The following is a 23,291-nucleotide window of genomic DNA, read 5'->3' on the forward strand; positions in this document are numbered from 1 at the left end:
CCACCAACGCACGGTGCGCTTCCTTCGCGGCTCGTTCCTCCGGACCACGTCCGTGCGGGCAGAACAGGTCGTCCATGTCATCGAGGTCGCACCACATCATGCGCTCATCATTCACGAAAGGGGCGACACGAGCGGTCAACACGTTCCCGAACCCTTCCCCGGCTACGGGCCCATGTTCACCGCGGGCTATGGTCCATTCGCGTACGCCGACTACACGGCAGCCGCAGTCGATTCCTACTCGCCGCGTTACCTCTCGACGGACGGCTTCGCACTCGGAGCCTGGCCGTTGGAACTCGGTCCGGCTTGTGCGAAGCCTTGGCTGCATGCTCAGAAAGTTCTTTCCGCAGTCATCGTTGACGGTGGGTCGTGGTCGAATCCCCCCATGATCGAGCAGGTTGGCGACGGTACGCAGATGCGAGTGTGGAGCGATCCGGAGGAATTGGCGGCGCTGATTGTCTTGACCGCGACGGGTGGGACGGTGTGTGGATGGGATCGGAACCAGGAAGGGGGAAAGCCTGGGCGTGCTGACTTTGCGCTGATGGACGCCGCGGGCGAGCGCTGCGGGCTGCTGGAAGTGACCTCAGTTGCAGACGGCGGTTCTGAAGCGTCGATGAAGGAGCTGCGGAGGCGCACGGGTGCGTTCGGTGGTGATCTGCGCGATCGTCGCTCCGTGCCGGGTTCGGACTTCGAATGGGTGATGCATGTGCGATCCGGAGCGCGGCTGAAACCGCTGTGGGGTGCGCTGGACGGTCTTCTTGGGGAGCTCGAGCAGGAGATCCGTCAGCACGATCGCTTCCCTGTTCACGTTCTCGCTGCCGACTCGACGGAGCCATCCATGCTCGACGCTGTCACTCGGGATCCGCTCCGGGGGAAGCTGTTCAACCTCGGGCTGAGCGCCCTGTCCGCATATCCGCCCGCTGATGACGCGGATCGTGGACGACTCACGGTTGTCATGTCCTCGGTGTTCCCCGCAGCCACGCCGGGCGATATCACTGCAGCGGTGAACGTTGAGTTGATGAAGCGGGATAACCGTTCGAAACTTGCTGCCGCATCCGGTGGCCGCGCTGAACTGTTCGTCTGGCTCGACCGGGGTCCACTGCTCCACGCCGCATGGGACGCGGCGGCCCGCGACCCGCGGAACGCGGATCTCCCCGCTCCTACCCTTCCTGCGGAGGTCACGGGGGTGTGGGTTGCGCCGATGCCCCGGCCGAATGCGACACCGTCATCCGTGCTGTCCACGTGGTGGTACTCCACCGGCGACGCCCTCCGATACCAGCACTGGTCGTCGTTGTCGCGCTGACGGGGTTCATGCGCGGATGTGGCTGTTTGGGGAGGGGTCGTGGCTGCGGTCGCGCGGAGGGATCCTGTTTCGGCGTTGCGGTTGGTCTCTCGGACGATGGTGATCCACGGGTTCCGGGGTGTGCGGTCTCGGACGAGGTGTTCCGCGTCGGCGATGCTGTCGATGTGGACCCATTGGAAGTCGGTGTGGTCGTCGCGGTAGATCAGGATCTCCTCCGCTGCTGCCGGTTCCCGGGAGGGCAGCAGAAGGGTGCCCGGATGCTCCTCCGGCATTGGCCGGGTGGGCGGAGCGAGTTCGAGCAACGGCATCTTAGTCGTCCTCCCGGAGTGTGCTGAGCGAGGTCCATGCGGCCAGCCGCGCGAAGCGCGGATGGCAACGGGGGTGTGCGGGGTGTGGATGCGGTTCACGGCTGCGTGCGGAGCAGCCGGATGACATCGGCGAGGGGTCTCCCGGTGGTGATCCACTCGACCGGCGACACCGGGTGCCGCAGCTCCATGGGTCCGGACGGTTCGTCGGCGAGTGCCAGGTTGGGGGTGGTCATGAAGTTGGTGCTGCCGGCGGTGTCGGCCCAAGAGGCTGGCATCGCGGCGAGGAGCACGGGCAGCCCGGGCAGCAGCTCCCACCGCGGGCCGGTGGCGTCCCCGCTGTCGGCTTCCTCGTCGCTGTCCTCTGCGGAGTGGGGGTGGAGTTGCCAGGTGGGGATGCGGGTCCGGGCGCCGACGTCGAGTGCGAGCAGCTCCCGCTGCGTGATGAGCGCTTCGACGTCGTCGAGCGTGCGGTGCAGCCGGCTCGCTGTCTCGGCGACGTCGATGGAGGTGTCGAGGAGGTACGCGTCGTGCCGGTGATAGCTGTCGTGCTGCCAGGTGTCGGCGATGGTGTGTTGGGTGGCGAACGGCCAGAACGGCGCCTCCTCGCTCAGGCGGTGTTGGGCCTGCCGGGTGGCGGTGAGGAATGCGGGGCGGTCGAGTTCGCCGCGGACGTAGCGCCAGCAGTCCCGCTGCCAGATGGGGTCTTCAAGCAGGAGCGGTTCGGTGGGGGTGGTGAGGACGTGGCGGATGACGTGTTCGCGGCGGGCGACGTCGTCGGCGGGTTGCAGGATGGTGCGGATCAGCCGGTCTGCTTCCACCACCACCGGATCCGCCCGGTCGACAGCGGGCGTGCCGTCGGCGTAGGTCAGGACGTAGCCGGGTGGGAGCGGGGACGCGGCGATGCGGATCAGGACGGAACCGGACCGGTCCGCATACGCCACACCACCAGCGGAGGCGTCGGCGTCGAGGTAGAGCATGCCGAGGTATTCGTCCTCGGGGCTGTCGAGGGTGAGGTGCAGGCTCCGCAGCCGCACCATCAACCCCCACCCCCATCCCGGCTCGTCGTGTTCCGCCCGTGGGCGCGCCAGCCCGGCGTCCGCGTCGGTGCCGCGTTCCATCCGGAATCTGATTCTGCTGCGAACCTCGTCTGCGCGGTGGCACCGTCCGAGCGCGCTGGGTGGGGGTCGTGGCCGTGGAGGAGCCGCGTTCGGAGCTGCTCCTGCAGATTGGTGTGGGTGGTGGTGCGGATGGTGTCGGCGAGGGCGAGCACCGGGTCGACCAGCCCCTCCCACCCGAGACTGGCTGCGGCGGTGCGGTGGATGGTCGGGTCCGCTGGCCACACCAGCTCCACCGTCGCACGCGTCGCAGGCGCGGGGCGGAACCCGTACGACTGGAGGTCGACGGGAGCGTGTGCGTAGGCGACGAGCTCCCGCGGCTCCGAAATCCCCGCATCCTGGGCGCCGTCGTGGGCGTCGGCGGTGGGGTAGCGGTGGGCGGCGGCGGGACCGGAGACGAGGACCGCGTTGGTGGTGAGCAGCGCCATCAGTTGCGCGGTCGTCGAGCCGGGATGCTCCCAGAAGCTGCTCAACCCGCCGGCCGCGCCGTAGTCACGGGTCGCGAATGTCAGCAGTGCCGCTCGGTCGGTGACGCGGAGGCGTTCGCCGGTGATGGTGACGAGGCCGTGGTCGGCGAGGAGCTGCGCCGCCTCGAGGGTGCGCGGGTCGGGAGTGTCCGCGCCGAAGGTCGGCAGCGGCATCTCGGCGACGGCCGGGTGGCGGTGGTGGAAGAAGGTGCGGGCGAGTTCGAACGCGTGCCACTCCACGACCGTCCGCTCCGCCGACGGAGCTGCGCTCGGGTTGGGGTGGTAGCTGGTCAGCACGGCGTGTTGGTCCTCGAGGGCGAACAGCACCCCCGGCATGTCGGGGCGGGCGAGCTGCGGCAGCAGCGTTCCCGTGTCCGTGAGCACGAGCAGGGTCTCGCCGGGCGGTGCGGTGAGGGTGGCGTCGGCGAGCTGGGCATGCAGGTCCTGCTGCGGGTGGAGGTGGTGGATGCGGTAGCGGTGTCCGGTGGGGTCGCCGAGCAGGGTGGGGCCGAGGAGGACGCGGCGCTGCAGCTGCGCTTCCAGCAGCGGCAGCAGCCACGTCACATCCGTTCCCGCCGGGTCCCCGAACATGCTCACTCCGAGCTCTCGGGCACTCCAGGCTCCCCGCTGACACTGTCGACGTCGGCGTCTGGGTCGTGGTCGGGGAGGGGGTGGAGGCGGTGGATGGATTGGATGCGGGTCGGGAATCGACCCGTGTGCGTGTAGGTCGGGTCGGAGTGGAGGCGGTCGGGTTTGACGTAGGCGATTTCCCCGTCACGGCCGACCTGGAGCCGGACGAGGAGGCACAGCAACTCGTCCCCGTCCCCATACAGGGAGGCTGCCCACGTGGATGCGGTTGGGGTGAACGGCGGTGGGTTGCGGGTCATGGCGACCAGGTCCGGGGTGATCCGGAACCGGTACACGCTCCCGCTGCCGCTGACCGCTTCGTAGATCCCCGGCGGGCTGTCCTCCCGCAACACCTGCACCGGCACCCCCATCGGCGCTTCCGACGGCGCAGGCGAGGGTTCGGGACTGTTCTCGCGCCGGCCAGGCTGCCCGTTCGGTCCGGATGGTTCGCTTGGCTCGCTCCCGCCGTTCGGCTCGTTCGGGTCGGTGTTGTCGCTCATGGGGTGGGTTCGCTGTCGGGGATGGGGTTGCCGTTGTGGGTGATGGTCCAGGTCAAGTCGAGCCCGGATGCGCGGAGGATGTCGGTGATGGTGTCCTGCCGGGGGACGGCGAGGCTGCCGATCTCGGCGAAGAGCCGCAGCAGCGTTCCCGCCCGAGTGCGCGCATCCAATGCCAGCGCCGCCGCGTCGTCCGCGGGGAGTGTGGCGTCCGGCTCCGGATCATTCGGATGCAGGGGGACTGCTTCCAGTTGGGCGTCGGTGCTGTTCCATCGGACCTCGACGCGTTGCACGTGGTCGGTGGTGGTGTTGCGGTACCAGAGGTCCCCGAACGGTGCACCCTCCGCCATGCTCAAATCCGCCCCCGACAACACCCACCCGGATGCGTCGTTGCGGTGATCCCACGCCGGCACGAGCATGAACGGACGGTCGATCTGGAACCCGGACAGCGGGATCTCGTTCTTCCCGTGCGCGACGTACATCCGCCTCGGCTCCTCCGCGACATGCACCGCATCGCCGGACGGTCCGGCCCCAGATGCCGACGACGGAGCATCTACTCCGTCCTCCCGCACCGCGGTCACCCCTGTTCCCTCGGCGACGGCGTCTGCGATGGTCAGCGCGCGGGTAGCTTCCCGCTGCACGGCCCGCACAGCGTCCTGCAACGACGAACCGCCGTGCATTGCGTCGGTGAATGCGGCCATGAGCAGCTGCTGCGCGGCTGCGAACTGCTCCGCACGGTCATCGTCATTTCTCGCGTCCATGTCCGGCTTCAGGGTGGTGGGTCGGTCGTCGCCGTCGGCGGGGGTGGTGTTGGTGGTCATGGGTGCTCCTTCGCTTCACCACCGATATGCGCGGACCGCACCCGGAATCCGTGCACCGCAGCACGTCGCCGATGTCGAACAGCGATGCGCGGGTGAACCGTCGATACCGGGTGAACTCGACCGATCGCGTCCCGCTGCGGAAGGTGAAGGGTCGGGGGAATTTGGCGAGCTCGATTGCCGAGATATCGGCTGCGGAGGCAAACGCTCGCGACTACGGCTGGTGTGGTGGTCATTGCCGGTCCAGGTTCTGCAGAATGCTGATGACCGGGTCCGGCGCCCCACCGCACGCCAGCCACCGGGTCGGTGTCACCCCCTGACCGCCGACCGGGAGCAGGACGTGCGGGCTGGTCATGAACGTGTTCACCACCGCTGCCGGTGCCCGCCCCGGCAGCGCCGGGATGACATGCTCCAGCCAGGGTAGAAACCAATACCGGGCGCCGGGCACCCCGACCGGGCGGCGCACGAACTGCCACCACGGCACCCCCAGCAGGCGCGGCGCCCAGAGGTCCCGGTCCACGATCCGGTTCCGCACATCCAGCACCGTGATGTCGAACATCCGCGGCGCCGTCGCAAGCAACACGCCCTCGCCGCTGACACGCTCCGGCGTGAACCCGAGCACATCCACACCGTCGTCTCCGCTCATCGCGGGCAGGATCTGACGACAAGCGCCCGTCTCGGCCGTCGGCAGCGGGGCATGCGGAGGTGCCGGTGGTCGGTTGGGGTCGGAGGTCACGGGGGAACCGTATGCAGCTCAGAGGGGTCGCGTCACGGGATGCGGGCTGGTTGAGGCCAACAACAGGAACCGGCTCGCCCACCCGTGCTGCAGTCGATAAACCGTGCCGGCGAACGCCGAGGGTCCGGGAAACCCTGAATTCGTGTCCCTCTCGTCGATCGCGGGATGAGTTGCATCGGTGGAGAGTGCCGCGGTCCGGTGGCCTCCTGCGCGATAGTGAGCGGCGCCGACCGGTTCACTCGGTTAGAGCTGTCCCGACCCCGGCGCGACACGGGGTGTGAGGGGAAGGTGTGTTTCGCCCCAGCGTGGCGGACTGTGGTGTCGACGGATTCCCGCATGCGTCTACGCCTGCGCGTGGAGCACGCTGAACGGCGTCAAGCACGTCGCGTATGGTGCTACCGATTTCGTATGGTGCTACCGATTTCACTGACGGAGAATGCGAGACGGCATCGTGGGGAACAGTGCCACGTAGGGGGCGTCGAGTCAGGGTCGGCCGCCCCCCTACTACCCGTTTAGGGCACGTTCCATTGTTGCGTGAAGAGGCCGTTGCAGTCGTAGATCTGCAGCTGCGTTCCGTCCGCGGTCTGTGCCTGAGGATCATCAAGGCAGCGCCCGGACTGGGGGTTATATAGCGACCCGTCGCTGCGCGGGATCCATTGCTGACCACCGGCGTTATCGCAGTCCCAGAGCTGAACCTTGGTGTAGTTCGCCGTTCCGTTCCCGACGATGTCGAGGCACTTGTCGTAGGCGCGGATGGTGCCATCGGTCTCGAGCGACCACTGCTGTCCGCTGGCGATGCCGCAGGTGTAGAGCTGGACCGCATTGCCATCGGTTGACGTGTTCGTGTTGACATCGACGCATTTGCCGGTGCTCCCGGGACCTGTGATTGGCCCCTGCGCCTTCGGGAGGGTCGCGGTTCCGAAGTTCGTCTCGCACTTCCCGGTCGATAGGTGGACGCCGGCGAGCATCAGGAAGCTTGAGCTTGAAGGGTCGGCGAGCAGTGGCGAACTGTAGCCAGCGCATGAGGTCTCCCCGGTGTCGTAGCCGCCGGTGGGGGAGGTTGTGACTGGTGTTGTGATCTCATCCCAGGCGCCCGAGCCGAGGTTTCGGTTCACGAACAGGACGTGCCCTGTCTCGGGTTGAACGGTGAGTGATCCGTCCGTGCCCGCCACGACGCGTTGGCCGGAAGCGATCAGCGTGCCGTTCGCTCCTCCCGCAGGCGACCAGGTGAGGTACGGCGTGTGGAGCAGGAATCGGTTATCGCTTGTTTGAATGCGTGTGCCGAGGCTTCCAGGGTTCCAGGACTCCGCATTTGTGGTCGTCTTGATGTACACGTCACATGCCTGGTCGGGGTCGTAGCCGGATTTGCAGTCTTCGAACGTCATCGCGTAGGAACCGTTTGGAAGATTGACCACGGTCGCCATGCCCGGTCGTTCGACACCGTTCTGAATCGCAACGTCGTACGTCTCACTGCCCCACGTTGCGCCGCCGTCGGTTGATGAAACGTGCGCTAGCACTTGGTTGTAGCCGTTGGTCGAGGGGCGCTCGTCGGAGAAGTAACAGACCAGATCGCCGTTGCCGGCCACATCGAACTCCGGCTCCCAGATGCCGTGTCCCTCGCTGTTCGTCATCCCGGTCTCTGCGGTGCAGGAGCTGCGGTATGACCACGAGGCGCCCTGGTTCGTGGATACGAACACTTCGATTGCCTGCTGCGTGTAGTCACCGCGGTTCCACGCGGTGCCGGCGGCGAGGATGGTGCCGGCCGGCAGGTTCCCTTCCGCTTGGGGCAGTTCGTAGAGCGTGGGTCCATCGAGATCCCATCCATGCACGGTGTCAGTGACGGTGCTGATGGGCGATGACGTCCAGGTGACGCCGTTGTCCGTGGAGCGGTAAATCGGGAAATTGGCTTTCGGTACGCTCGATCCTGAGTGATCGAAGGTCGCCAAAAGCGTCCCGTTTGCGCTGCCGTTGTGTTCGAGCCGGATGACTCGCGGATAGCTCGCATCCTCGGTCGACCCAGCAGCAGTGCTTGGTTGGTAGAGCGTGCCGCCCGACGTCGTCGCTGCCGAGGCTGGGATCGGAGTAGCGGCGAGGAAGCCGAGGGATGTCAGCAGAGCGGAGGCCGCGAGAGCGCCCGCTTTGACTCTTCTGGACAATTGCATGGACAGTCTCCTGAGTCGCGTCGTTGCGAAGGTGTGCGAGGCGTGTCGGGTCACCGATGAACATTTTGCATCGTTGCATAACGTGGAGCGTTCGGAGCGTAGCGCCCTGCGACTCGGCTTCGCAACCCTTATTGGGCGTGAGTGCAGTCGAGAGTGCATCGTGATTGCAACGATGCAAAATTGGTGATAGCGTCCGTCCACCGCCTGCCCCCACTGAAGGACCGCTCGATGACGACGACCCTGCCCGCTCGTGCCACTGGAGGCGTTCAGACGCCTCTTTCAGATGTTCCGCGCCCCGAGTACCCGCGCCCGCATTTTGATCGGAGCCACTCCTGGCAAAGCCTCAACGGTGTGTGGGATTTCCAGCGGGGCAGCGCCCCTGCAGCGCAGCGCATCTCTGAGTCGATCCTGGTGCCGTTCGCCTGGGAAACACCGCGGTCCGGGATCGGGGCGCACTGGCTGGAAGATGCACGATATCGACGCACGTTCACGGTCCCTGAGGAGTGGACAGGCCAGCGAATCGTCTTGCATTTCGGTGCGGTACACCATGCCGCGACCGTGTCTGTCAATGGCATCGTGGTCGGTACTCATGTCGGCGGATATGTTCCCTTTGAGTTCGACATCACGGACGCGTTAGGTGCGCCCACAGCACCGGCCGACTCGCCAGAAGCGCATGCCGAGCCGGAGGCGAGAGCGTTGCATATCGGTGAGCACGAGCTCGTTGTCGGGGTGTCGGCACCGAACGACAAGCGCTGGATCGCTCACGGCAAACAACGCAGTACGCCGCGCGACGACTACGACAGCTGCGCGTTCACGCCATCGAGCGGGATCTGGCAGCCGGTCTGGCTCGAGGCTCGCCCCGCAACGTATCTCGACGACCTCGCGCTTCAGGCCACCGAGAACCTCGACGGACTGGTCATCGCCGGACGAGTTGCCGGTCCCGGCCGCGATTCCGCACGCATCCTGGTTTCCGTTCTGGAAGACCACGTGCACGGAAGGTCGGGCGTTGTCACCACGATTGAAGCAACCAGCGAGGAACTCGAAGGCGGCATCACCGCCGCGCTCGCTGCCCCCCGCCTCTGGTCGCCCACGGACCCCCATCTGTACCGGGTCGTTGTCGATGTGGTGTACGCGGGGAGCGCGGATCACGTGGAGAGCGAGACCGGGCTTCGATCCATCCGCACCCGCGACGGGAAGGTCTACCTGAACGGGCAGCGAATTTCGATCCGCGGCGTCCTGGATCAGGGGTACTGGCCGGAGACGGGCATTACCGCTCCCGATGACCGTTCGTTTGTCCGCGACCTCGAGATCGCCCGGGATGCGGGCTTCAACTTGGTTCGCAAGCATCTGAAGCTCGAGGACCCACGTTTCCACCACCATGCCGACCGGATGGGGATGCTCGTATGGGCCGAGCCTGCGTCGACGGGACGATTCTCCGCCGACTCCGCCGCCGCATTCGAGGCGCAGATCGCGCCTATGGTCCACCGCGACGGGAATCATCCGAGCATCGTCATCTGGGGTCTGTATAACGAGGAGTGGGGACTCGACTGGGCGCTCCCGGAAGATCCCGCAAAACAGGAGGCGGTGATCCGCGCCCGCCAGATGCTGCGGAGTCTCGACCCGAGCCGGCCTGCCGTCGATAACTCCGGTTGGACGCACATCGATAGCGATCTGATCGACTGGCATGTCTATGACGAGCACCCGGCTGGGTGGGCCCGCAAAGTCGCGGAACTGGTGCGGGACGATGACCCGTCCTTTCCGGTCGCGATCGCGGTCGACGTCATCGTCGACAAGCGGCTGATGGTGGACGGGCCGGTTCCCCGGCAGGTCCCCTTCATCAATAGCGAGTTCGGTGGCGGGTGGACTTCGATCGACCGTGGCTGGAATCTGCATTGGCAGACCCAGGAACTGCGTCGGCACGACTCGGTCGCGGGGTGGGTGTGGACCGAGTTGAACGACATCGAGCATGAGAGCGCGGGGTTCGTCGCCGCGGATCGGACCATGAAGGATCACGGCGGCCGGCCCCCGCGCTATGCAAACGGTGAGACCGCCACCGTGTTCGACATCAGTCCGGAGGCTCCGGGCCGCGACGTTGTGACAGCGACGGGCTCGGTCGAATTCGGGGTGCACGTCTCGCACCACGGTGTCTCGCCGGTGACCGTGACCGTCGAGGCGGCGTGGGGCAGCGTGTTCTCGGAGGAGCCGGACGTGACAGACGGTGCGCCAGTCATCGTGGACACGGTCGATGTCGAACCGTTCATCCTCAGCGCGCCGGTAACCGTCGCGACAACCCTTCCCCGCCGGGTGCCGTCCGCTCGCTTGCACGTATTCCTCCGACTCGCCGACGGGACCGTGCTCGGGCGCGGAGCCGTGGACATTGTCCGCGGCTAACCGCCGGGGTGAAGCGCTTGTGGGACCAGCGCCGGCAGACGCTTCGGGCCTATCGGGTCGCGCCGGCTGTGCTCTCCCGCACGACAAGCTCGTACCCGACGAAGAACTCCTCCGGCGGTTGATCGGCGTGATCGCCGAACCGTGCCATCACACGCTCCACCGCGGTCTGTGCAATGGCTACGCGGTTTGGTGCGATCGTTGTCAGCGACGGCGTTTGATACCGCGATGCCTCAATGTCATCGAAACCGACAACGGCGAGATCCTCCGGAATCCGAAGGCCCGCCTCTAACGCGACCCGCATCGCACCGATCGCGACGAGATCGTTGAAGCAGAAGACAGCATCGGGCGCCCCGTTGGGGTGCTGGAGCAGGTCCCGCATGGCGTCGGCGCCGTCGCCGAAATGGAATCGAGCGCGCGGAATGATGAGCGACTCGTCGACGGGGATGCCGCGGTCCTCATGTGCGAGGCGATATCCGGTTGTGCGCAGCTGCGCGGTCTCGCCGGTCTCATACGGCTGGTCACCGATCGCCGCGATCCGGCGCCGGCCGAGATCAAAGAGGTGCGATGTTGCAGCGCGAGCGGCGGCGACGTTGTCGATGGCGACGTGATCGTATTCGCTTCCGGCGACGCGCTCACCGAGCAGCACGAGCGGCTGTGCCGGATCGTGCGGGGGCAGGTCGGCGGCAGAGAGCGCCAGCGGGCTCAGGATGATGCCGTCGAAGAGTGCCGCTGTGCCTTCACGCTGAATGAGTTCGCGTTCACGATCGGGCTCCCCGTCGGTCTGGTCGACTACCACCGTGTATCCGTACGCGCGCGCGGTGGTTACGACGGCGCGCGCGAGCTCGGCGAAGTAGGGGACGTCGAGTTCGGGGACGATCAGCGCGATCAAACCGCTTCGGCCGCTTTTTAAGTTCCGAGCGACGAGGTTGGGGCGGTAGCCGAGCGCTGCCACGGCTTCTTCGACTCGCTGCCGCTTCGACTCCGAGACCCGCGCATACCCGTTGACGACGTTCGAGACGGTACGAATCGAGACGCCGGCACGTTCGGCAACGTCCCGCAGACGCGCTGGACCACTCACTCGGGCTCCCTTTCCGCCGTCCCCTCAGTATGCCGCGCTTCCTGTCCTCGGCGTCCGGTCACCCGGTCGTGCTGCCTTGCAGCAGACCGCCGCGGAAATACCGTTCGAGTAACAGGAACAGCACGATCAGCGGCAGCACTGTGATGAGGCCACCGGTGATGAGGACCGGAACGAGATCGGCGCGCGAGCCAGTCTCCGCAGCGTGCGAGAGCGATGAGAGTCCGACGGTCAACGGATAGAGGCTGTTTTTGCTGAAGATGATGAGCGGCAGGAAATAGTTGTTCCACACGGCGACGATCGTGATCAGCAGCACGGTCATCAGCCCGGGAAATGCCAACGGGATCGCGATCCGAGTGAAGATCCGGATCTCGCTCGCCCCATCGAGGCGGGCAGCCTCGATGAGATCTTTGGGCACTGATGCATCCATGTACGTGCGCATGAGGTAGATGCCCACTGGCGAGACCATGCTCGGCAGGATCATGCCCCAAACCGAGTTGACCAGTCCCACTTTCGAATAGACGAGGAACAGCGGCAGGGCGATCGATGTCAGCGGAACGAGGAGCGTCGACATGACGAGGAAGAACATCGCGTTCGCGCCACGAAACCGGTACCGCGAAAAGCCGTAGCCTGCCAGCGCCGAGAGAATCGTCGCGCCCACCGCGCCCGCGACCGCGTAGAAGAGTGTGTTGCCGAGCCAGTCGATGAAGATGCCCGCGCCGCTGATGTTCTGCCCGAGTGCAGCGATGTTGTCCCAGAGCCGGAACGGCCCCGCGAACCAGAACCCGAAGCTCGTATAGATCTCCGCCTGCGACTTCGTCGCGCTGATCAGCAGCCAGACCAATGGCGCCAGGATGAACACGGCGAACAGGCCGGTGAGGGCTGTCAGAACCGGAGTTGCCGCGCGGGGGAGACCGTAGAGGTGTGCGGGGACGCGGTCATTGTCGGTCATCGGAACTCTCCATTCCTGCGGCGCACCGCGAAGCCGGCGACCGAGATGCCCCCGATGATGATTGCGAGCACGACGGCGGCCGCAGCGCCGAGCTCGTATTGACCGCTGCCGACAGCGGTGTTGTAGACGAACAGCGACGGGGTGAATCCGAACGACACCGCCTGCGGCTGGAACGCCGCGAGGATCGACGGCTCGGTGAACAACTGCAGCGCTCCGACTGCGTTGAGGAAGACGAGCATGACAACCGATGGCATGACCATCGGCAGTTTGATGCGCAGGATGATCGTCCACAGGGAGGCTCCTTCGACGATCGCGGCCTCGGTCACCTCCCGCGGGATGGAGCGGAGTGAGGTGTACAGGATCGTCATGTTGTAGCCGGTCCATTCCCACACCACGATTAGGATGATCGTCGGCAGGATCAGCGACCCGGAGAAGAAGTTGACGTTGTGGAGGCCGATCGCATTGAGCAGGTTGGCGTACGGCCCGAAATGCGGGAGCAGGAGGAATGACCACATCACCGAGGCCACGACTCCCGGCACCGCGAACGGCATGAAGAAGACGGTGCGGAAGAACTTGCTGCCCCGGATGACGCCCGCATCAAAGAGTGCCGCGAATGCGAACGCCAGGGCCAGCGTGACCGGCACCTGAATCACGCCGAAGACGAGCACGCGGACGACGCCGGACCAGAATGGCGCCGAGTGGAAGATGGTCACGTAGTTGGCGAGGCCTGCGAAACTACGACCGCCGATGAGCTTGGTGGCGAACAGGCTTGACCAGACGGCGTAGATCGTGGGTACGAGCATGAACAGCGCGAGCATCAGCATGTGCGGGGCGATGAAGACCGCGCCGGCCCATTCGCGGACACCGCGGCGGCCGCCACGCGTTCCAGCGCCCCGTGGGGCCCGGGTGGGGAACCCGGAGCCCTCGCGCCTGGCCCGACGAGCAGCCGAAGCAGGTGCCCCGTCAGGGGTGGGCGTGCTGTGCACATCCCGCCCCTGACGGTCGATCACGTGTTGGCTCACGGGCTTCACGACCCCGTGACCGTGAAGCCCTGTGACTTCGCGTAGTCGGTCATCTGCGACTGGAACTTCGTGAACGCCTGCTGGAGGGTTTCGGTTCCCTTGGTGACGCCGGCGAACGTGTCGGTCCACTGCGTCAGCGCCGCGGTCATGATCGGCGGCCACTCCGGCGCCTTGATGTTCTTCGCCGCCTGCGCGAACACGACGTTGGACGTCGAGCTGCCCGAGATCTTCAGCGTGCGCTGCTGGAACGCCGAGTTGTTCAAGAGCGGCAGGTAGCCGGGGAATGCACCTGCGACGTCGCCGCTGAGGATCTTCCAGGAGTCTGCGGAACCGCCGAACCACTTGACGAATTCGGCCGCCTGCTTGGCGTGGGCCGTTCCCTTGACGACCGCGAGCGTGGAGCCTCCCCAGTTCCCGGATGCTGAGCTTCCGGCGGTGAGCTGTGGCAGCGGCGCAGCGCGCCAGTCACCGAGCGTGTTCTTGATGCTCAGTTGCATGCCGACCGGTCCCCACGCCGGGCTGATCCGCGCCGCGTTGACGCCGCTGTCGAGGTTGGACCACTGGGCCGGGGAGAAGTCGGCGGCGGTGGTGACTTCTTTCGCCGAAATCAGGTCCTGCCAGTACTTCGCGAACGCCATCTCGTTCGAGCCCGTGAAGTTGATGCCAAGCTTCGATCCGCCGGTATATGTGAACGGGAAGGCGCCGTATTGCTGCATGAGCGCGAGCATCGCCTGCGCGTTCTCCGGGTCGAGATTGGTCATCGCGTCCGCCGGGTTCTTGGTGTGCAGCGTCGCGGCTTCGGTCGCGAACTGGTCCCACGTGGTTGGGACCGAGAGGCCGTTCTGCGAGAACTCGTTCTGGTTGTAGTAGAGCGCAAGCGGGCCGAGGTCGACCGGCATGGCGTACACGTGCGAGCCCTGGGACACCTGGGCCCAGGCTGCGGGCGCTTCGTTCGCTTTCGCCGAGTCGATTCCGTAGGACGAGAGGTCGACGAGGCTGTGCGTGATCTCGAACGAGGGGAGTTCGAAGTATTCGATGGTGGCGATATCCGGAGCCCCGTTGCCGGCCTTGATCGCGTCGCTGAGTTTCGTGTATTCGTCGCCAGCGGCGCCCGCGTTCTCGAGTGCGACGCAGACATCTTTGTGTGTCTTGTTGAACTCGTTCACCGCGAGGTCGTATCCGGCCGGCCAGCCCCAGAAGGTGAGTCGAGTGGCATTCGGCGAGCATGACGCAGTGGTCGTGGAGGACGGGCTCGGCGATGAACTCTGAGCTACTGCAGAAGCGCCGCCGCTACCAGAGCCACCGCTGGAACATGCGGCGAGGCCGAGCACGGACACGGCGGCCAGCGCGATCGCGGCCACGCTTCGGCCCCGCGCACGCGCGTTCGGGCGACGCGGCGCCAATCCTCGAAGGACCATGAGTCTTCCTATCGTCGTTGATGAAAAGGGAGCCGCTCAGAGCGACGCCGTAACCATACGACAGTTTTGCATCGTTGCAAAGCATTTCGGCGCAATACGCGCTCAACGTGCGGACCGAACCGGTGTGGCGCGGCGAACCTCCGCGGACTTTCGCCGATCACCGGAGTTCCTGGTGGCTGAGCCGGAGGGCTCGCGCATGCGGAGCCGCCGCGTATCCTGCCCGGGATCCGCTGTCATGCGGAGCTTGTGGCGTGCGTGCGTGCGTCGTCCGCCGGCGCGGCCCGGTGCGCGCGTCGACGCGGGGGTCGGTCGGTGCGTGAGGTCGCAGTGGGACAGCGTGACCGAACTGATGTCGACGACCTTGACCGCTGCAGGTCACTCGACGGGAAGGCGGAATTCCTGTCCGCGTCCGAACTCTTGGGATGACGCCGTTCGCGTCGGTCCGTACGAGCAGCGGGACGCTGCGACGCCCCACCATCCGAAGGCCCGCGACACTTCCAAAGGCCTGAGGGGAGGCCGGTTGCAGTGATGTGCGTCCTGCGGGAGGTCCCGCCGCAGGGCACGGCGGCGCACGGCAAACCCTCTTCTATGCCGACCAGGTCATGGGGCTCGTCGGCGGTGCCGCCGATGCGTGATCACGGCCCCGGTGATTTCCCGCGGAGTGGGTGCCGAACTCTGGCTGATGTCGGATGCGTACAGCTGGTCCGATCTTCCGCGCATAGGTGGAGGAGACCCCGTCATCCGGGCGGGGCACACCACAGACAGGAGCGACCGTGCAACCCAGCAACGCGCCGGTGAGTTCCGGCGTTCGGCGGCGCAGGCCCCGCACGGCTGACGCGCGAGCGCGCGGTCCGCCCGCCGGCCCCGGCTCCAACCACGACCTGCTGCGGGCCGCGGCCTACCGGGCAGTGGGCGCGATTCAGCGCAGCATCCATCATTCACTGTTAGAGAGAGGCAACTACCGCCATGACCACTTCAACCGTTCGAATCCTCCCGCCGGCCGGCACCCACGGCGTCGACACCGACGCTGTCACCGGGTGGGAATCCGTCCCCACGAGGAAGCTCGCCGACCGCATCCGGGACCTTCCTGTCGGGTCGGTGATTGTTTGTGAGGAGCCGTCGCTGCTGCTGCTTCGCGTCGACCATGACGGCGATGTCGGCTGGGTCGCGGCGACGCATCCGAGCCGGCGCGTTCCGGAGAGCATCGTCTGCGCTGCTGTGGACGCGGCGGCCGGGTTGCCCGCGTTCGCGGCTGTGCACGGTGAGGGCTACGTCGACGGGTTCGACCTGCCCGACACCGGAACGGACGGTGTGTACTGGTGGGCGCGGACCCTCCCGCAGACGTGGCAGCGGCAGGGCATCACCATGCTCCTCGGTGAGGTTGAGTTCTCCGGCACGCTGGCCGTTCACAGCCGCCGCGGGACCGTCGCCGCGATGCATCGCAGCCCCGCCGGCTGGCTCTGTGCAACCGCAACCGACATGGTCGGCAGGGACGACGAAATCTTGCGGCTGGTGCAGACGGGACAGTAGGGAGCGACGACCATCCGCAGGGGGGCGGTGACCAGACGAGGTAGCGCCCGATGGATCGCGTCCACGCCGTCGCGGTGCTGCTCAGCGCGGACGATTACGACTCGCTCGTCGAGACCGTGGACATCCTGAGCGACCCGGACGAGGTTCGCGCGCTCAGGACCGCGATCGCTGAGCTCGAGGCTGGTGCGGTGTCCTCCGTGGATGAGGTGCGGGCGGCGATGATCGGGCGCGGGCGGCTCGCTACGGCTCCTGCTTCTGGGACCGACGCCGCTGCGGGAGACAGCGCGTCGCCAGTCGATGAGCCCAGGTCAGCAGCCCCGCTGCGAGGTCGTCTTCACCAGGTCCGCGCGGCGCGCCCTCACCGCGGCGCTTCCCGATGTCGTCGCTGCGGCGGCGTTTGCGTGCATCGTGCGGAATGGGATGTTGAGGAGTTGCGGGGTGCGTCCGACGCCAGCACCGTCGGTCGTGCTGCTATTGCAGCACGCTGTGTGTCGTGGACCAGGGCTGTGGTGTCGACGCAACGGGAGTCCCTGTGTGTGCTGCCTCGGTGACCAGGTGTGCGAGGTAGGAGTCGTGGCAGGCGTCTCCGAGGGGTGAGAAGGCGATGCCCTCTCGGGCGAAGGAGCGCATGCGGTCGCAGACGGTGGCGATGGCTATTTCATCATCAGACAAGCGTGCGCCTCGGAATGGGGAGCGGTAGACGACGTCGCGGCCGAGTGTGATCCGGTCAAGCGAGGCGCCTTCGAGGTCACCGTCGATCCCGGTGTGACGGCGCTCTAGGTGGAGCAAGACAGGCGCCTCGGGTGCGGTCATCAGAGAGACGCGGTCGTCGGAGATTTCGCCCCGTTCGCCGCGTACGAGCACGTGCCGGGTGCGGATCGGGGAGAAGTATTGTTCGTCTTCGAAGTCGTAGAGGCCGAGCTTGTCGTCCGGGAATCGAAGTTGGGCGAGGGTGCGGGTGCTGGTGAGGGATGCCATGTCTGACGCCCATCCGGTGGAGGACAGCGTCCGGGCGACCCTGTCGGAAACCTGTTGGGCTGTGATGAGCGTGTCATCGAAGCCGACGCGGAGGAACGAGCGAATCAGACGGATCGCGTGATATTCGTGGGCTGCGGATACGGCGGCGGAGGTGACGGCACCGAAGGCGTGGGCGTGGGCGACGGCGAGGCGGGCTGCGTGATGGGGCTGGTACGGGTATTGCTCGGCGACCTGTATTGGCGCGTTGGGTCCGAGACTCTGATAGAGCGATCGGAGTGTGGGCAGATCCGGTGCGGGCGGGGTTTCAAGGAGCACTGCGACATCGCGGGCGGCGAGCTTCCCGGCAAGGCTCGGAGCCGCGTCGCGGGGTACCGCGATCAGGACGAAGTCGTAGTGCTCCCGCAGGAAGACGTGGAGCGAGGTGTCTGTCGGAATTCCCCACCGTGCGCGCGCGGTCTCCGCTGATACGTCCGAGTGCGCCAGCAGCCGTCGAACCCGGAACGGCGAGGCCGGGTCCGAGGCGACGCGCAGGAAGAAGCCTGCTCGCCACCCCGTCCCGATGATGCCGACCGACGCGGGCGACTGATCACGCGGCGGCTGGCCCGTTGCTTCCGGGTTGGTCATTCGTGGTGGAGTGCTGGCGCGGTAGCGTCTAACGTGTCCAGCGCGTTGCGCGAGTCGGAGGACGTGATCGACGCGGATCGTGCGGGGATGCGTTCGCCGTTGAGTTCTGCCTCAGTGGTCCCGAAGTTCAGGGCGAATCGGTATGGTCCGCGGTCGATAACTTCGAGACCGTCAGGGAGACGGTCCCCGGCGATGCCTGCGTCGTCCAGGACTGCTGCGATGACGGTGCCGAGGTTCTCTGGAGCTGTACCCACGTACCACGCCGTGCCGGTGCCGACCGGGTTGCGGGTGATCGCGGGAAGTCCGTCGAGCATGCCGCCGCTGAACGTCGCGTGAACCTCAACGGTTCCGTCGACGACGCGGATGACCTCACCCCATTCATCGGCAGGGCCCGCTGCGAGCCCGTCGATCTCGAGGCGCGGAATGGGTCCGCCCGAGAGTGAGGGTTCCGCGACGGGGGCGAATTCCTCGACGCGGATGCCGAGCACCTGCCGGAGCGTCGGACCGCCGAGGTAGCCGTCCAACCAGACGTGCAGGTGTTCGTTGAGGACCCCGGTTTGGTAGGCGGCGACCAACGTGCCGCCGGCGCGCGCGTATTCGGCGAGGTTCCCTGCGGCCTGCTCGGTCAGGACGACGGTCGCGGGCGCGATCACCGCTCGGTAGTGGGTGAGGTCGCTGTCGGGCCGGACCAGGTCAGCGACGACACCGCGGGCGCGGAGTTCCTGGTGCCAGCGCAGCAGGATCCGAACGTAGGAGAGCTGCGCGGGGGTGGCTGGTTGTTCCAGCGCCCACCAGCTGTCCCAGTCGGCGATGATCCCGACCGGTGCGTCCTGGGTCGCTCCGACGATGTCTGCGAGGGATGCCAATTCCTCGCCGAGTGCGACGGTTTGTTCGAAGATGCGCGTGTGTTCGCCGCCGTGGGGGAGCATGGCGGAGTGAAACTTCTCTGCCCCCGCCCGGGATTGCCGCCATTGGAATTGCATGATCCCGTCGGCGCCGTGGGCGACGGCTTGCAGTGACAGCAGTCGATGCATGCCGGGAGGGATCGGAGCGTTCCGGGTGCGCCAATTCACCGCGCTCGTTGCTTGCTCCATGAGAATCCATGGTTTCCCGCCAGCGAGTGAACGCATCAAGTCCCGGGTCATGGCGGCGAGAGCGGGTGCGGCCGGATCGGCGGGGTCGACGTAGTGGTCATCGGAGACGAAGTCCACGTCCCGCGACCACGCCCAGTAGTCGGCGTGCTTGAAGAACCCCATGAAGTTGGTGGTGATGGGTGTGTTCGGGGTGAGCTCGCGGAGGATCGCGGCTTCTGCTCGGTAGACGGCGAGCCACGCGTCGGAGGAGAAGCGGTCGTAATCAAGCAACTGGGTTGGGTTTTGGAATGTCGGAGCTGCCCGGGGCGGCATCACTTCGTCGAAGCTGCCGTACTGCTGTGACCAGAACGCGGTGCCCCAGACCTGGTTGAGGTTCTCGATCGTTGTGTAGCGGCTGCGGAGCCAGACGCGAAACGCGAGCGCGGACTCGTCTGAGTAATCGTGGTGGATGTGGCAGGCGAGCTCGTTGTTCACGTGCCAGGCCTCAAGCGCTGGATGGTCGCGGTAGCGTTCCGCGAGCGTGCGGACCAGGCGATCCGCGTACCGGCGGTAGGTGCTTGAGGACGGGGAATATTGCTGGCGACTGCCCACCGAGAGGCGGACCCCATCGGCGGTGACGGGCAGCACATCCGGGTGCGCCAATGTCAGCCACGGGGGCGGCGAGGCCGTCGCTGTCGCGAGGTCGACGCGGATGCCGCCTGCGTGTAAGCGGTCCAAGATGTCGTCCAACCACGCGAACTCGAAGTGTCCGTCGGCGGGTTCGAGTTTCGCCCAGGAGAACACGCCGACCGTTGCCACGGTCACACCGGCGCGACGCATCAATCGGACGTCGTCGTCCCATACGTCGCGCGGCCATTGTTCGGGGTTGTAATCCCCGCCATACCAAAGCCGATCCATCAACCCTTGACACCTCCTGTGGCGAGCCCCGACTGCCAGTACCGCTGCAGAAAGAGGAATGCGACGATCAGCGGTATGACCGAGACGAATGCGCCGGTGAGGACGGTGGAGAACAGCACCTGCGCTCCGCCGCCGGCCGAGGCGGTTGCCTGCCATTGCGCCAAGCCGACCGTCACCGGGTACAGCGACTGGGTGTTCAGCATGATCAGCGGCAGGAAGTAGTTGTTCCAGGTCGCGACGAGCTGGAACAGCAGGACCGTGACGATTCCGGGGGCGAGCAGGCGAAGCGCGATCGTCCGGAAGATCAGGAACTCGCTCGCGCCGTCGATGCGCGCTGCCTCGAGGAGACTGTCGTCGACGGCGTCGGCGGCGTAGACGCGCATGAGGTAGACGCCGAAGGGGCTGACAAGCGACGGGAGGATCACCGCCCAGACGGAGTCGGTGAGGTTCGCAGCGGCGAACAGCAGATAGGTCGGGATGGCGAGGGCGGTCAGCGGCACCATGATCGAGCCGAGGATGAGCCCGAACACGAATCCCTGGCCGCGGAATCGGTATTTCGCCAGCGCGAATCCGCACGCCGTGGCGAGCGCGGCGGCGCCGACAGCGCTCACCACTGCGTAGAACACGGTGTTGAGCAGCCACCGCGCGAATACGCCGCCTTGGAAGGTGAACAGTTGCCCGATGTTTTGGAAGAACTGGAATGAGTGACCGAACGCGAGTCCGAAGGTGGTGAACAGGTCGCTGTTGGTTTTGGTTGCGGAGATCAGCAACCACAGCAGCGGCACGAGGAAGTAGATCAGTGTGATCCACACGATGATCGTCAGCACTGTGCTGCGAGGGCGTTTTCCGACGCCGTGGCGGGAGCGTTTGCGCACGCTGGAGGGGTGGGACCGGACCGCGTTGACGCTTTCCGTTGCCAGGGGTGCTGCGGTCATGCCAGTCGTTCCTTCCGGTTGGTCAGCGTCTGTACCACGAACGAGATGATCATGATGAAGATCCCGAGGAGGAACGCGATTGCCGCTGCGTAGTTGATTTCCTGATTCCGGAACGCAACGTTGTACGCATACAGGTTCGGGGTGAAGTCGGTCCCGACCGAGTTCGGGGCGATGTTGAACAGCAGGCTGGGCTCGTTGAACAGTTGGAACGAGCCGATGATCGAGAAGATCACCGTGAGCAGGATGGCCTGACGGATCGCCGGCAGCTTGATGTTCCAGGCGACACGGATCTGACCTGCGCCGTCGATTTCGGCTGCTTCGTAGATGTCATTTGGAATCGACCGAAGCGCTGCGTAGAGGATGATCATGTTGTAGCCGATGAATTCCCAGCAGACGATGTTCATCGTCGAGCCGAGCACGTTCTTGGCGGAGAGCAGGTTGGGTGCCTGGAGTCCGAGCGTGTGGAACACCTGCGTGATGAGGCCGAAGTCGGTGCCGTAGAGGTAGCCCCACATGAGCGTCGCGACGACGCTGGGAACGGCGTAGGGCACGAAGATCAGCAGCCTGGCGACCTTGCCGGCGCGCACTCGTCCGCTGTCGAGCGCGAGCGCGAAGAAGATCGATGCCGCCAACATGATTGGCACCTGAACGAACAGGAACAGCGCGACACGGCCGAGGCCGCCCCAGAAACTGGGGTCCTGCAGGGCGCGCACGTAGTTCGTCAGACCGGCAAAGACTTGGCCGCCGACGAGTTGCGAGGTGAAGGTGCTGAGGTAGGCGCTGTATGCGAGCGGGATGAGGAACATCGCCGCGAACACGATGAGGAACGGAACGACGAGGATCCACGCCGCTCTTGTCTGCGCGCTCCGGATGTGGCTGCGACGGGCGCGGCCGGTGACTGTGGTCATGATGCCTCCGAACGAAGGGCCGGCCCGACCGGCGATGGTCGGGCCGGCAGTTCGATTACTTGACGGTGAATCCCTGCTGCTTTGCGTAGGTCACGACCTGCTGCTGCCAGGTCGCCAGCGCGGCCTTCAAGTCGCTGTGATCGGCGATCGCTTTGCCGAGCGTGTTCGCGTAGCTGGAGTTCACGTAGTCCATGAACGGCAGCCACTGGAACTTCTTGTCCACCGTCTTGGAGACGCCTGCGAAGAACTGATTCACCTTCTGGCCCCCGTAGAACGCGGAACTTTGGTTGGTGAATTGGGGGCTTGTGAGCGTCTTGTTCGTGGTCGGGAACAGGAACTGCTGGTTCGCCAGATCGAGCGTTGACTGCGCATCGTTGTTGATGAACTTGGCGAGCTCGTAGGAAGCGATCGGGTTCTTGGTCGTCGCCATGACCGCGTCGGAGGATCCGCCCCAGTTGCCGGAGACGTTCGCGCCGGCGGTCCACTGGGGGATGTCTCCGGCGCGCCAGTCACCGCTGGTGCTTTTCACGGTTCCCTGCAGGAACACCGGGCCCCACGCGGCGACCAGCCAGCTGGCGTATTTGCCCTGGGCGAGGCCCTGATAGTACGCGTCGGTGAAATCGGGGTCGGTTGCCACCAGGTTTTTGTTGATCAGGTCCTGCCAGTACGACACGACCTTCTGGTCCGTGGCGGAGTTGAGATTGATTCCGACCGTCTTGCTTCCGTCGTATGAGAAGGGCTTCGCCCCCGCCTGCCAGAAGAACCCGATCGTTTGGAACATGTCGTTCCCGGGCAGGTCGGTGATGTACGAGCCGGTTTTCGACTTGATCGTCGCCGCGTCTGCCGCGAAGTCGCTCCACGTCTTTGGTGCGCCGCTGATGCCGGCCTTTGTGTAGATGTCGTTCCGGTAGAGGTTGCCAAGTGGGCCGGAGTCTTGCGGGATCGCCCAGACGTTGGATCCGGACTGCACCTGGTTCCATACCCAGCCGACGTAGTCGCTCTTCAGTGATGCGGCGCCGTAGGGGGTGAGGTTGAGAAGGCTCTTCGTTTGGGTGAAGGACGGGATGTAGTCGTATTCGATCTGCGACACGTCGGGGACACCCTTGCCAGCCTGCAGCGCGGCCCGGAGCTTCGGGTAGTGGGTTGAGCCGCCGGTGGTGTTGACGACCTTGACTTTGATCTTCGGGTACTTCTTCTCGAACAGGTTGACCTCGGTCTGAATGTTGGGCACCCAGGTCCAGAACGTCAGTGTGGTGGGCGTGTTCATCGCCTTATCGATCTCCGCCTGGGTGACGGTTTTCGTGGTGCCGGACGAGCCTGACGAGCCGGAGGACCCGGATCCTGAACAGCCGGTGAGCGCGAGACTGGCCGCGACCATCATTGCTCCCAGCGTCATTGCTGCTTTGCGTGCGCTTTTCATGGTGACTTTCGTTGTCG

18 protein-coding genes are annotated in these 23,291 nt (G+C 65.8%); 3 read left to right on the top strand and 15 right to left on the bottom strand.

Annotated elements, in window-relative coordinates; genetic code table 11:
• The first annotated feature begins 382 nt into the window (after positions 1-382).
• Positions 383-1,300, top strand: coding sequence for a hypothetical protein (locus CAM01S_RS02820; protein WP_157071369.1), 918 nt, complete (start codon positions 383-385; stop codon positions 1,298-1,300).
• A 403-nt stretch (positions 1,301-1,703) separates the two neighbouring features.
• On the opposite strand, the gene CAM01S_RS02825 is transcribed toward CAM01S_RS02820, so the two are convergent.
• From CAM01S_RS02825 to CAM01S_RS02850, 6 genes are all read right to left on the bottom strand, one after another.
• Positions 1,704-2,726, bottom strand: a complete 1,023-nt coding sequence (locus CAM01S_RS02825; protein ID WP_066516052.1) for a hypothetical protein — start codon at positions 2,724-2,726, stop codon at positions 1,704-1,706.
• Positions 2,645-3,781, bottom strand: a complete 1,137-nt coding sequence (locus tag CAM01S_RS02830; RefSeq protein WP_066516055.1) for a hypothetical protein — start codon at positions 3,779-3,781, stop codon at positions 2,645-2,647. Before CAM01S_RS02830 ends, CAM01S_RS02825 begins: the two co-directional genes overlap by 82 nt.
• A 2-nt stretch (positions 3,782-3,783) precedes the next feature.
• Positions 3,784-4,317 carry a hypothetical protein gene (locus tag CAM01S_RS02835; protein ID WP_157071370.1) on the bottom strand — a complete coding sequence of 178 codons (534 nt, stop codon included), beginning with the start codon at positions 4,315-4,317 and terminating at the stop codon, positions 3,784-3,786.
• Positions 4,314-5,135 (bottom strand): hypothetical protein, encoded by an 822-nt coding sequence (locus CAM01S_RS02840; protein WP_066516059.1) that lies wholly within the window; start codon positions 5,133-5,135, stop codon positions 4,314-4,316. Before CAM01S_RS02840 ends, CAM01S_RS02835 begins: the two co-directional genes overlap by 4 nt.
• 229 nt (positions 5,136-5,364) lie before the next feature.
• Positions 5,365-5,778, bottom strand: a complete 414-nt coding sequence (locus CAM01S_RS02845) for a hypothetical protein (RefSeq protein WP_066516060.1) — start codon at positions 5,776-5,778, stop codon at positions 5,365-5,367.
• A 602-nt stretch (positions 5,779-6,380) separates the two neighbouring features.
• The gene (locus tag CAM01S_RS02850; protein ID WP_066516062.1) at positions 6,381-8,030 is read right to left on the bottom strand and encodes a sialidase family protein; all 1,650 of its coding nucleotides are present in this window, start codon (positions 8,028-8,030) and stop codon (positions 6,381-6,383) included.
• 228 nt (positions 8,031-8,258) lie between these two features.
• On the opposite strand from CAM01S_RS02850, the gene CAM01S_RS02855 reads away from it, so the two are divergent.
• The gene (locus tag CAM01S_RS02855) at positions 8,259-10,421 is read left to right on the top strand and encodes a glycoside hydrolase family 2 protein (protein WP_066516064.1); all 2,163 of its coding nucleotides are present in this window, start codon (positions 8,259-8,261) and stop codon (positions 10,419-10,421) included.
• Between the two features lie 49 nt (positions 10,422-10,470).
• On the opposite strand, the gene CAM01S_RS02860 is transcribed toward CAM01S_RS02855, so the two are convergent.
• From CAM01S_RS02860 to CAM01S_RS02875, 4 genes are read right to left on the bottom strand one after another with little or no spacing between them, the layout of a single operon-like run.
• Positions 10,471-11,499, bottom strand: coding sequence for a LacI family DNA-binding transcriptional regulator (locus tag CAM01S_RS02860; protein WP_066516065.1), 1,029 nt, complete (start codon positions 11,497-11,499; stop codon positions 10,471-10,473).
• A gap of 58 nt (positions 11,500-11,557) precedes the next feature.
• On the bottom strand, positions 11,558-12,448 hold the full coding sequence (locus CAM01S_RS02865) for a carbohydrate ABC transporter permease (protein ID WP_066516067.1): 891 nt from the start codon (positions 12,446-12,448) through the stop codon (positions 11,558-11,560).
• A complete protein-coding gene (locus tag CAM01S_RS02870) occupies positions 12,445-13,479 on the bottom strand; it encodes a carbohydrate ABC transporter permease (protein ID WP_217999707.1) in 1,035 nt (344 codons plus the stop codon). Before CAM01S_RS02870 ends, CAM01S_RS02865 begins: the two co-directional genes overlap by 4 nt.
• Complete coding sequence (locus CAM01S_RS02875; protein ID WP_066516077.1) at positions 13,476-14,888, bottom strand: ABC transporter substrate-binding protein; 1,413 nt, start codon at positions 14,886-14,888, stop codon at positions 13,476-13,478. The genes CAM01S_RS02870 and CAM01S_RS02875 overlap by 4 nt, the downstream gene beginning before the upstream one ends.
• A 966-nt stretch (positions 14,889-15,854) precedes the next feature.
• On the opposite strand from CAM01S_RS02875, the gene CAM01S_RS02880 reads away from it, so the two are divergent.
• Complete coding sequence (locus CAM01S_RS02880; RefSeq protein ID WP_066516083.1) at positions 15,855-16,418, top strand: hypothetical protein; 564 nt, start codon at positions 15,855-15,857, stop codon at positions 16,416-16,418.
• 471 nt (positions 16,419-16,889) lie between these two features.
• Here CAM01S_RS02880 and CAM01S_RS02885 read toward each other — a convergent pair whose 3' ends face one another.
• From CAM01S_RS02885 to CAM01S_RS02905, 5 genes are read right to left on the bottom strand one after another with little or no spacing between them, the layout of a single operon-like run.
• Positions 16,890-18,020, bottom strand: coding sequence for a Gfo/Idh/MocA family oxidoreductase (locus CAM01S_RS02885; protein WP_066516087.1), 1,131 nt, complete (start codon positions 18,018-18,020; stop codon positions 16,890-16,892).
• Positions 18,017-20,011, bottom strand: coding sequence for a beta-galactosidase (locus tag CAM01S_RS02890; protein ID WP_066516090.1), 1,995 nt, complete (start codon positions 20,009-20,011; stop codon positions 18,017-18,019). Before CAM01S_RS02890 ends, CAM01S_RS02885 begins: the two co-directional genes overlap by 4 nt.
• On the bottom strand, positions 20,011-20,946 hold the full coding sequence (locus tag CAM01S_RS02895; RefSeq protein ID WP_066516093.1) for a carbohydrate ABC transporter permease: 936 nt from the start codon (positions 20,944-20,946) through the stop codon (positions 20,011-20,013). The genes CAM01S_RS02890 and CAM01S_RS02895 overlap by 1 nt, the downstream gene beginning before the upstream one ends.
• A complete protein-coding gene (locus CAM01S_RS02900) occupies positions 20,943-21,854 on the bottom strand; it encodes a carbohydrate ABC transporter permease (protein WP_066516098.1) in 912 nt (303 codons plus the stop codon). Before CAM01S_RS02900 ends, CAM01S_RS02895 begins: the two co-directional genes overlap by 4 nt.
• A gap of 55 nt (positions 21,855-21,909) precedes the next feature.
• On the bottom strand, positions 21,910-23,274 hold the full coding sequence (locus CAM01S_RS02905) for an ABC transporter substrate-binding protein (protein ID WP_245631508.1): 1,365 nt from the start codon (positions 23,272-23,274) through the stop codon (positions 21,910-21,912).
• Between the last annotated feature and the right edge of the window lie 17 nt (positions 23,275-23,291).

This window comes from Curtobacterium ammoniigenes NBRC 101786, from assembly GCF_001571045.1.
Lineage (GTDB): Bacteria > Actinomycetota > Actinomycetes > Actinomycetales > Microbacteriaceae > Curtobacterium > Curtobacterium ammoniigenes.

What these genes read in the sequence shown, in the direction of transcription:
- CAM01S_RS02875 (WP_066516077.1), bottom strand. Translation starts at nt 14,888, where the DNA reads ATGGTCCTTCGAGGATTGGCGCCGCGTCGCCCGAACGCGCGTGCGCGG.
- CAM01S_RS02820 (WP_157071369.1), top strand. Translation starts at nt 383, where the DNA reads ATGATCGAGCAGGTTGGCGACGGTACGCAGATGCGAGTGTGGAGCGAT.
- CAM01S_RS02865 (WP_066516067.1), bottom strand. Translation starts at nt 12,448, where the DNA reads ATGACCGACAATGACCGCGTCCCCGCACACCTCTACGGTCTCCCCCGC.
- CAM01S_RS02900 (WP_066516098.1), bottom strand. Translation starts at nt 21,854, where the DNA reads ATGACCACAGTCACCGGCCGCGCCCGTCGCAGCCACATCCGGAGCGCG.
- CAM01S_RS02905 (WP_245631508.1), bottom strand. Translation starts at nt 23,274, where the DNA reads ATGAAAAGCGCACGCAAAGCAGCAATGACGCTGGGAGCAATGATGGTC.
- CAM01S_RS02825 (WP_066516052.1), bottom strand. Translation starts at nt 2,726, where the DNA reads ATGGAACGCGGCACCGACGCGGACGCCGGGCTGGCGCGCCCACGGGCG.
- CAM01S_RS02850 (WP_066516062.1), bottom strand. Translation starts at nt 8,030, where the DNA reads ATGCAATTGTCCAGAAGAGTCAAAGCGGGCGCTCTCGCGGCCTCCGCT.
- CAM01S_RS02880 (WP_066516083.1), top strand. Translation starts at nt 15,855, where the DNA reads ATGACCACTTCAACCGTTCGAATCCTCCCGCCGGCCGGCACCCACGGC.
- CAM01S_RS02835 (WP_157071370.1), bottom strand. Translation starts at nt 4,317, where the DNA reads ATGAGCGACAACACCGACCCGAACGAGCCGAACGGCGGGAGCGAGCCA.
- CAM01S_RS02855 (WP_066516064.1), top strand. Translation starts at nt 8,259, where the DNA reads ATGACGACGACCCTGCCCGCTCGTGCCACTGGAGGCGTTCAGACGCCT.
- CAM01S_RS02895 (WP_066516093.1), bottom strand. Translation starts at nt 20,946, where the DNA reads ATGACCGCAGCACCCCTGGCAACGGAAAGCGTCAACGCGGTCCGGTCC.
- CAM01S_RS02830 (WP_066516055.1), bottom strand. Translation starts at nt 3,781, where the DNA reads ATGTTCGGGGACCCGGCGGGAACGGATGTGACGTGGCTGCTGCCGCTG.
- CAM01S_RS02840 (WP_066516059.1), bottom strand. Translation starts at nt 5,135, where the DNA reads ATGACCACCAACACCACCCCCGCCGACGGCGACGACCGACCCACCACC.
- CAM01S_RS02885 (WP_066516087.1), bottom strand. Translation starts at nt 18,020, where the DNA reads ATGACCAACCCGGAAGCAACGGGCCAGCCGCCGCGTGATCAGTCGCCC.
- CAM01S_RS02845 (WP_066516060.1), bottom strand. Translation starts at nt 5,778, where the DNA reads ATGAGCGGAGACGACGGTGTGGATGTGCTCGGGTTCACGCCGGAGCGT.
- CAM01S_RS02890 (WP_066516090.1), bottom strand. Translation starts at nt 20,011, where the DNA reads ATGGATCGGCTTTGGTATGGCGGGGATTACAACCCCGAACAATGGCCG.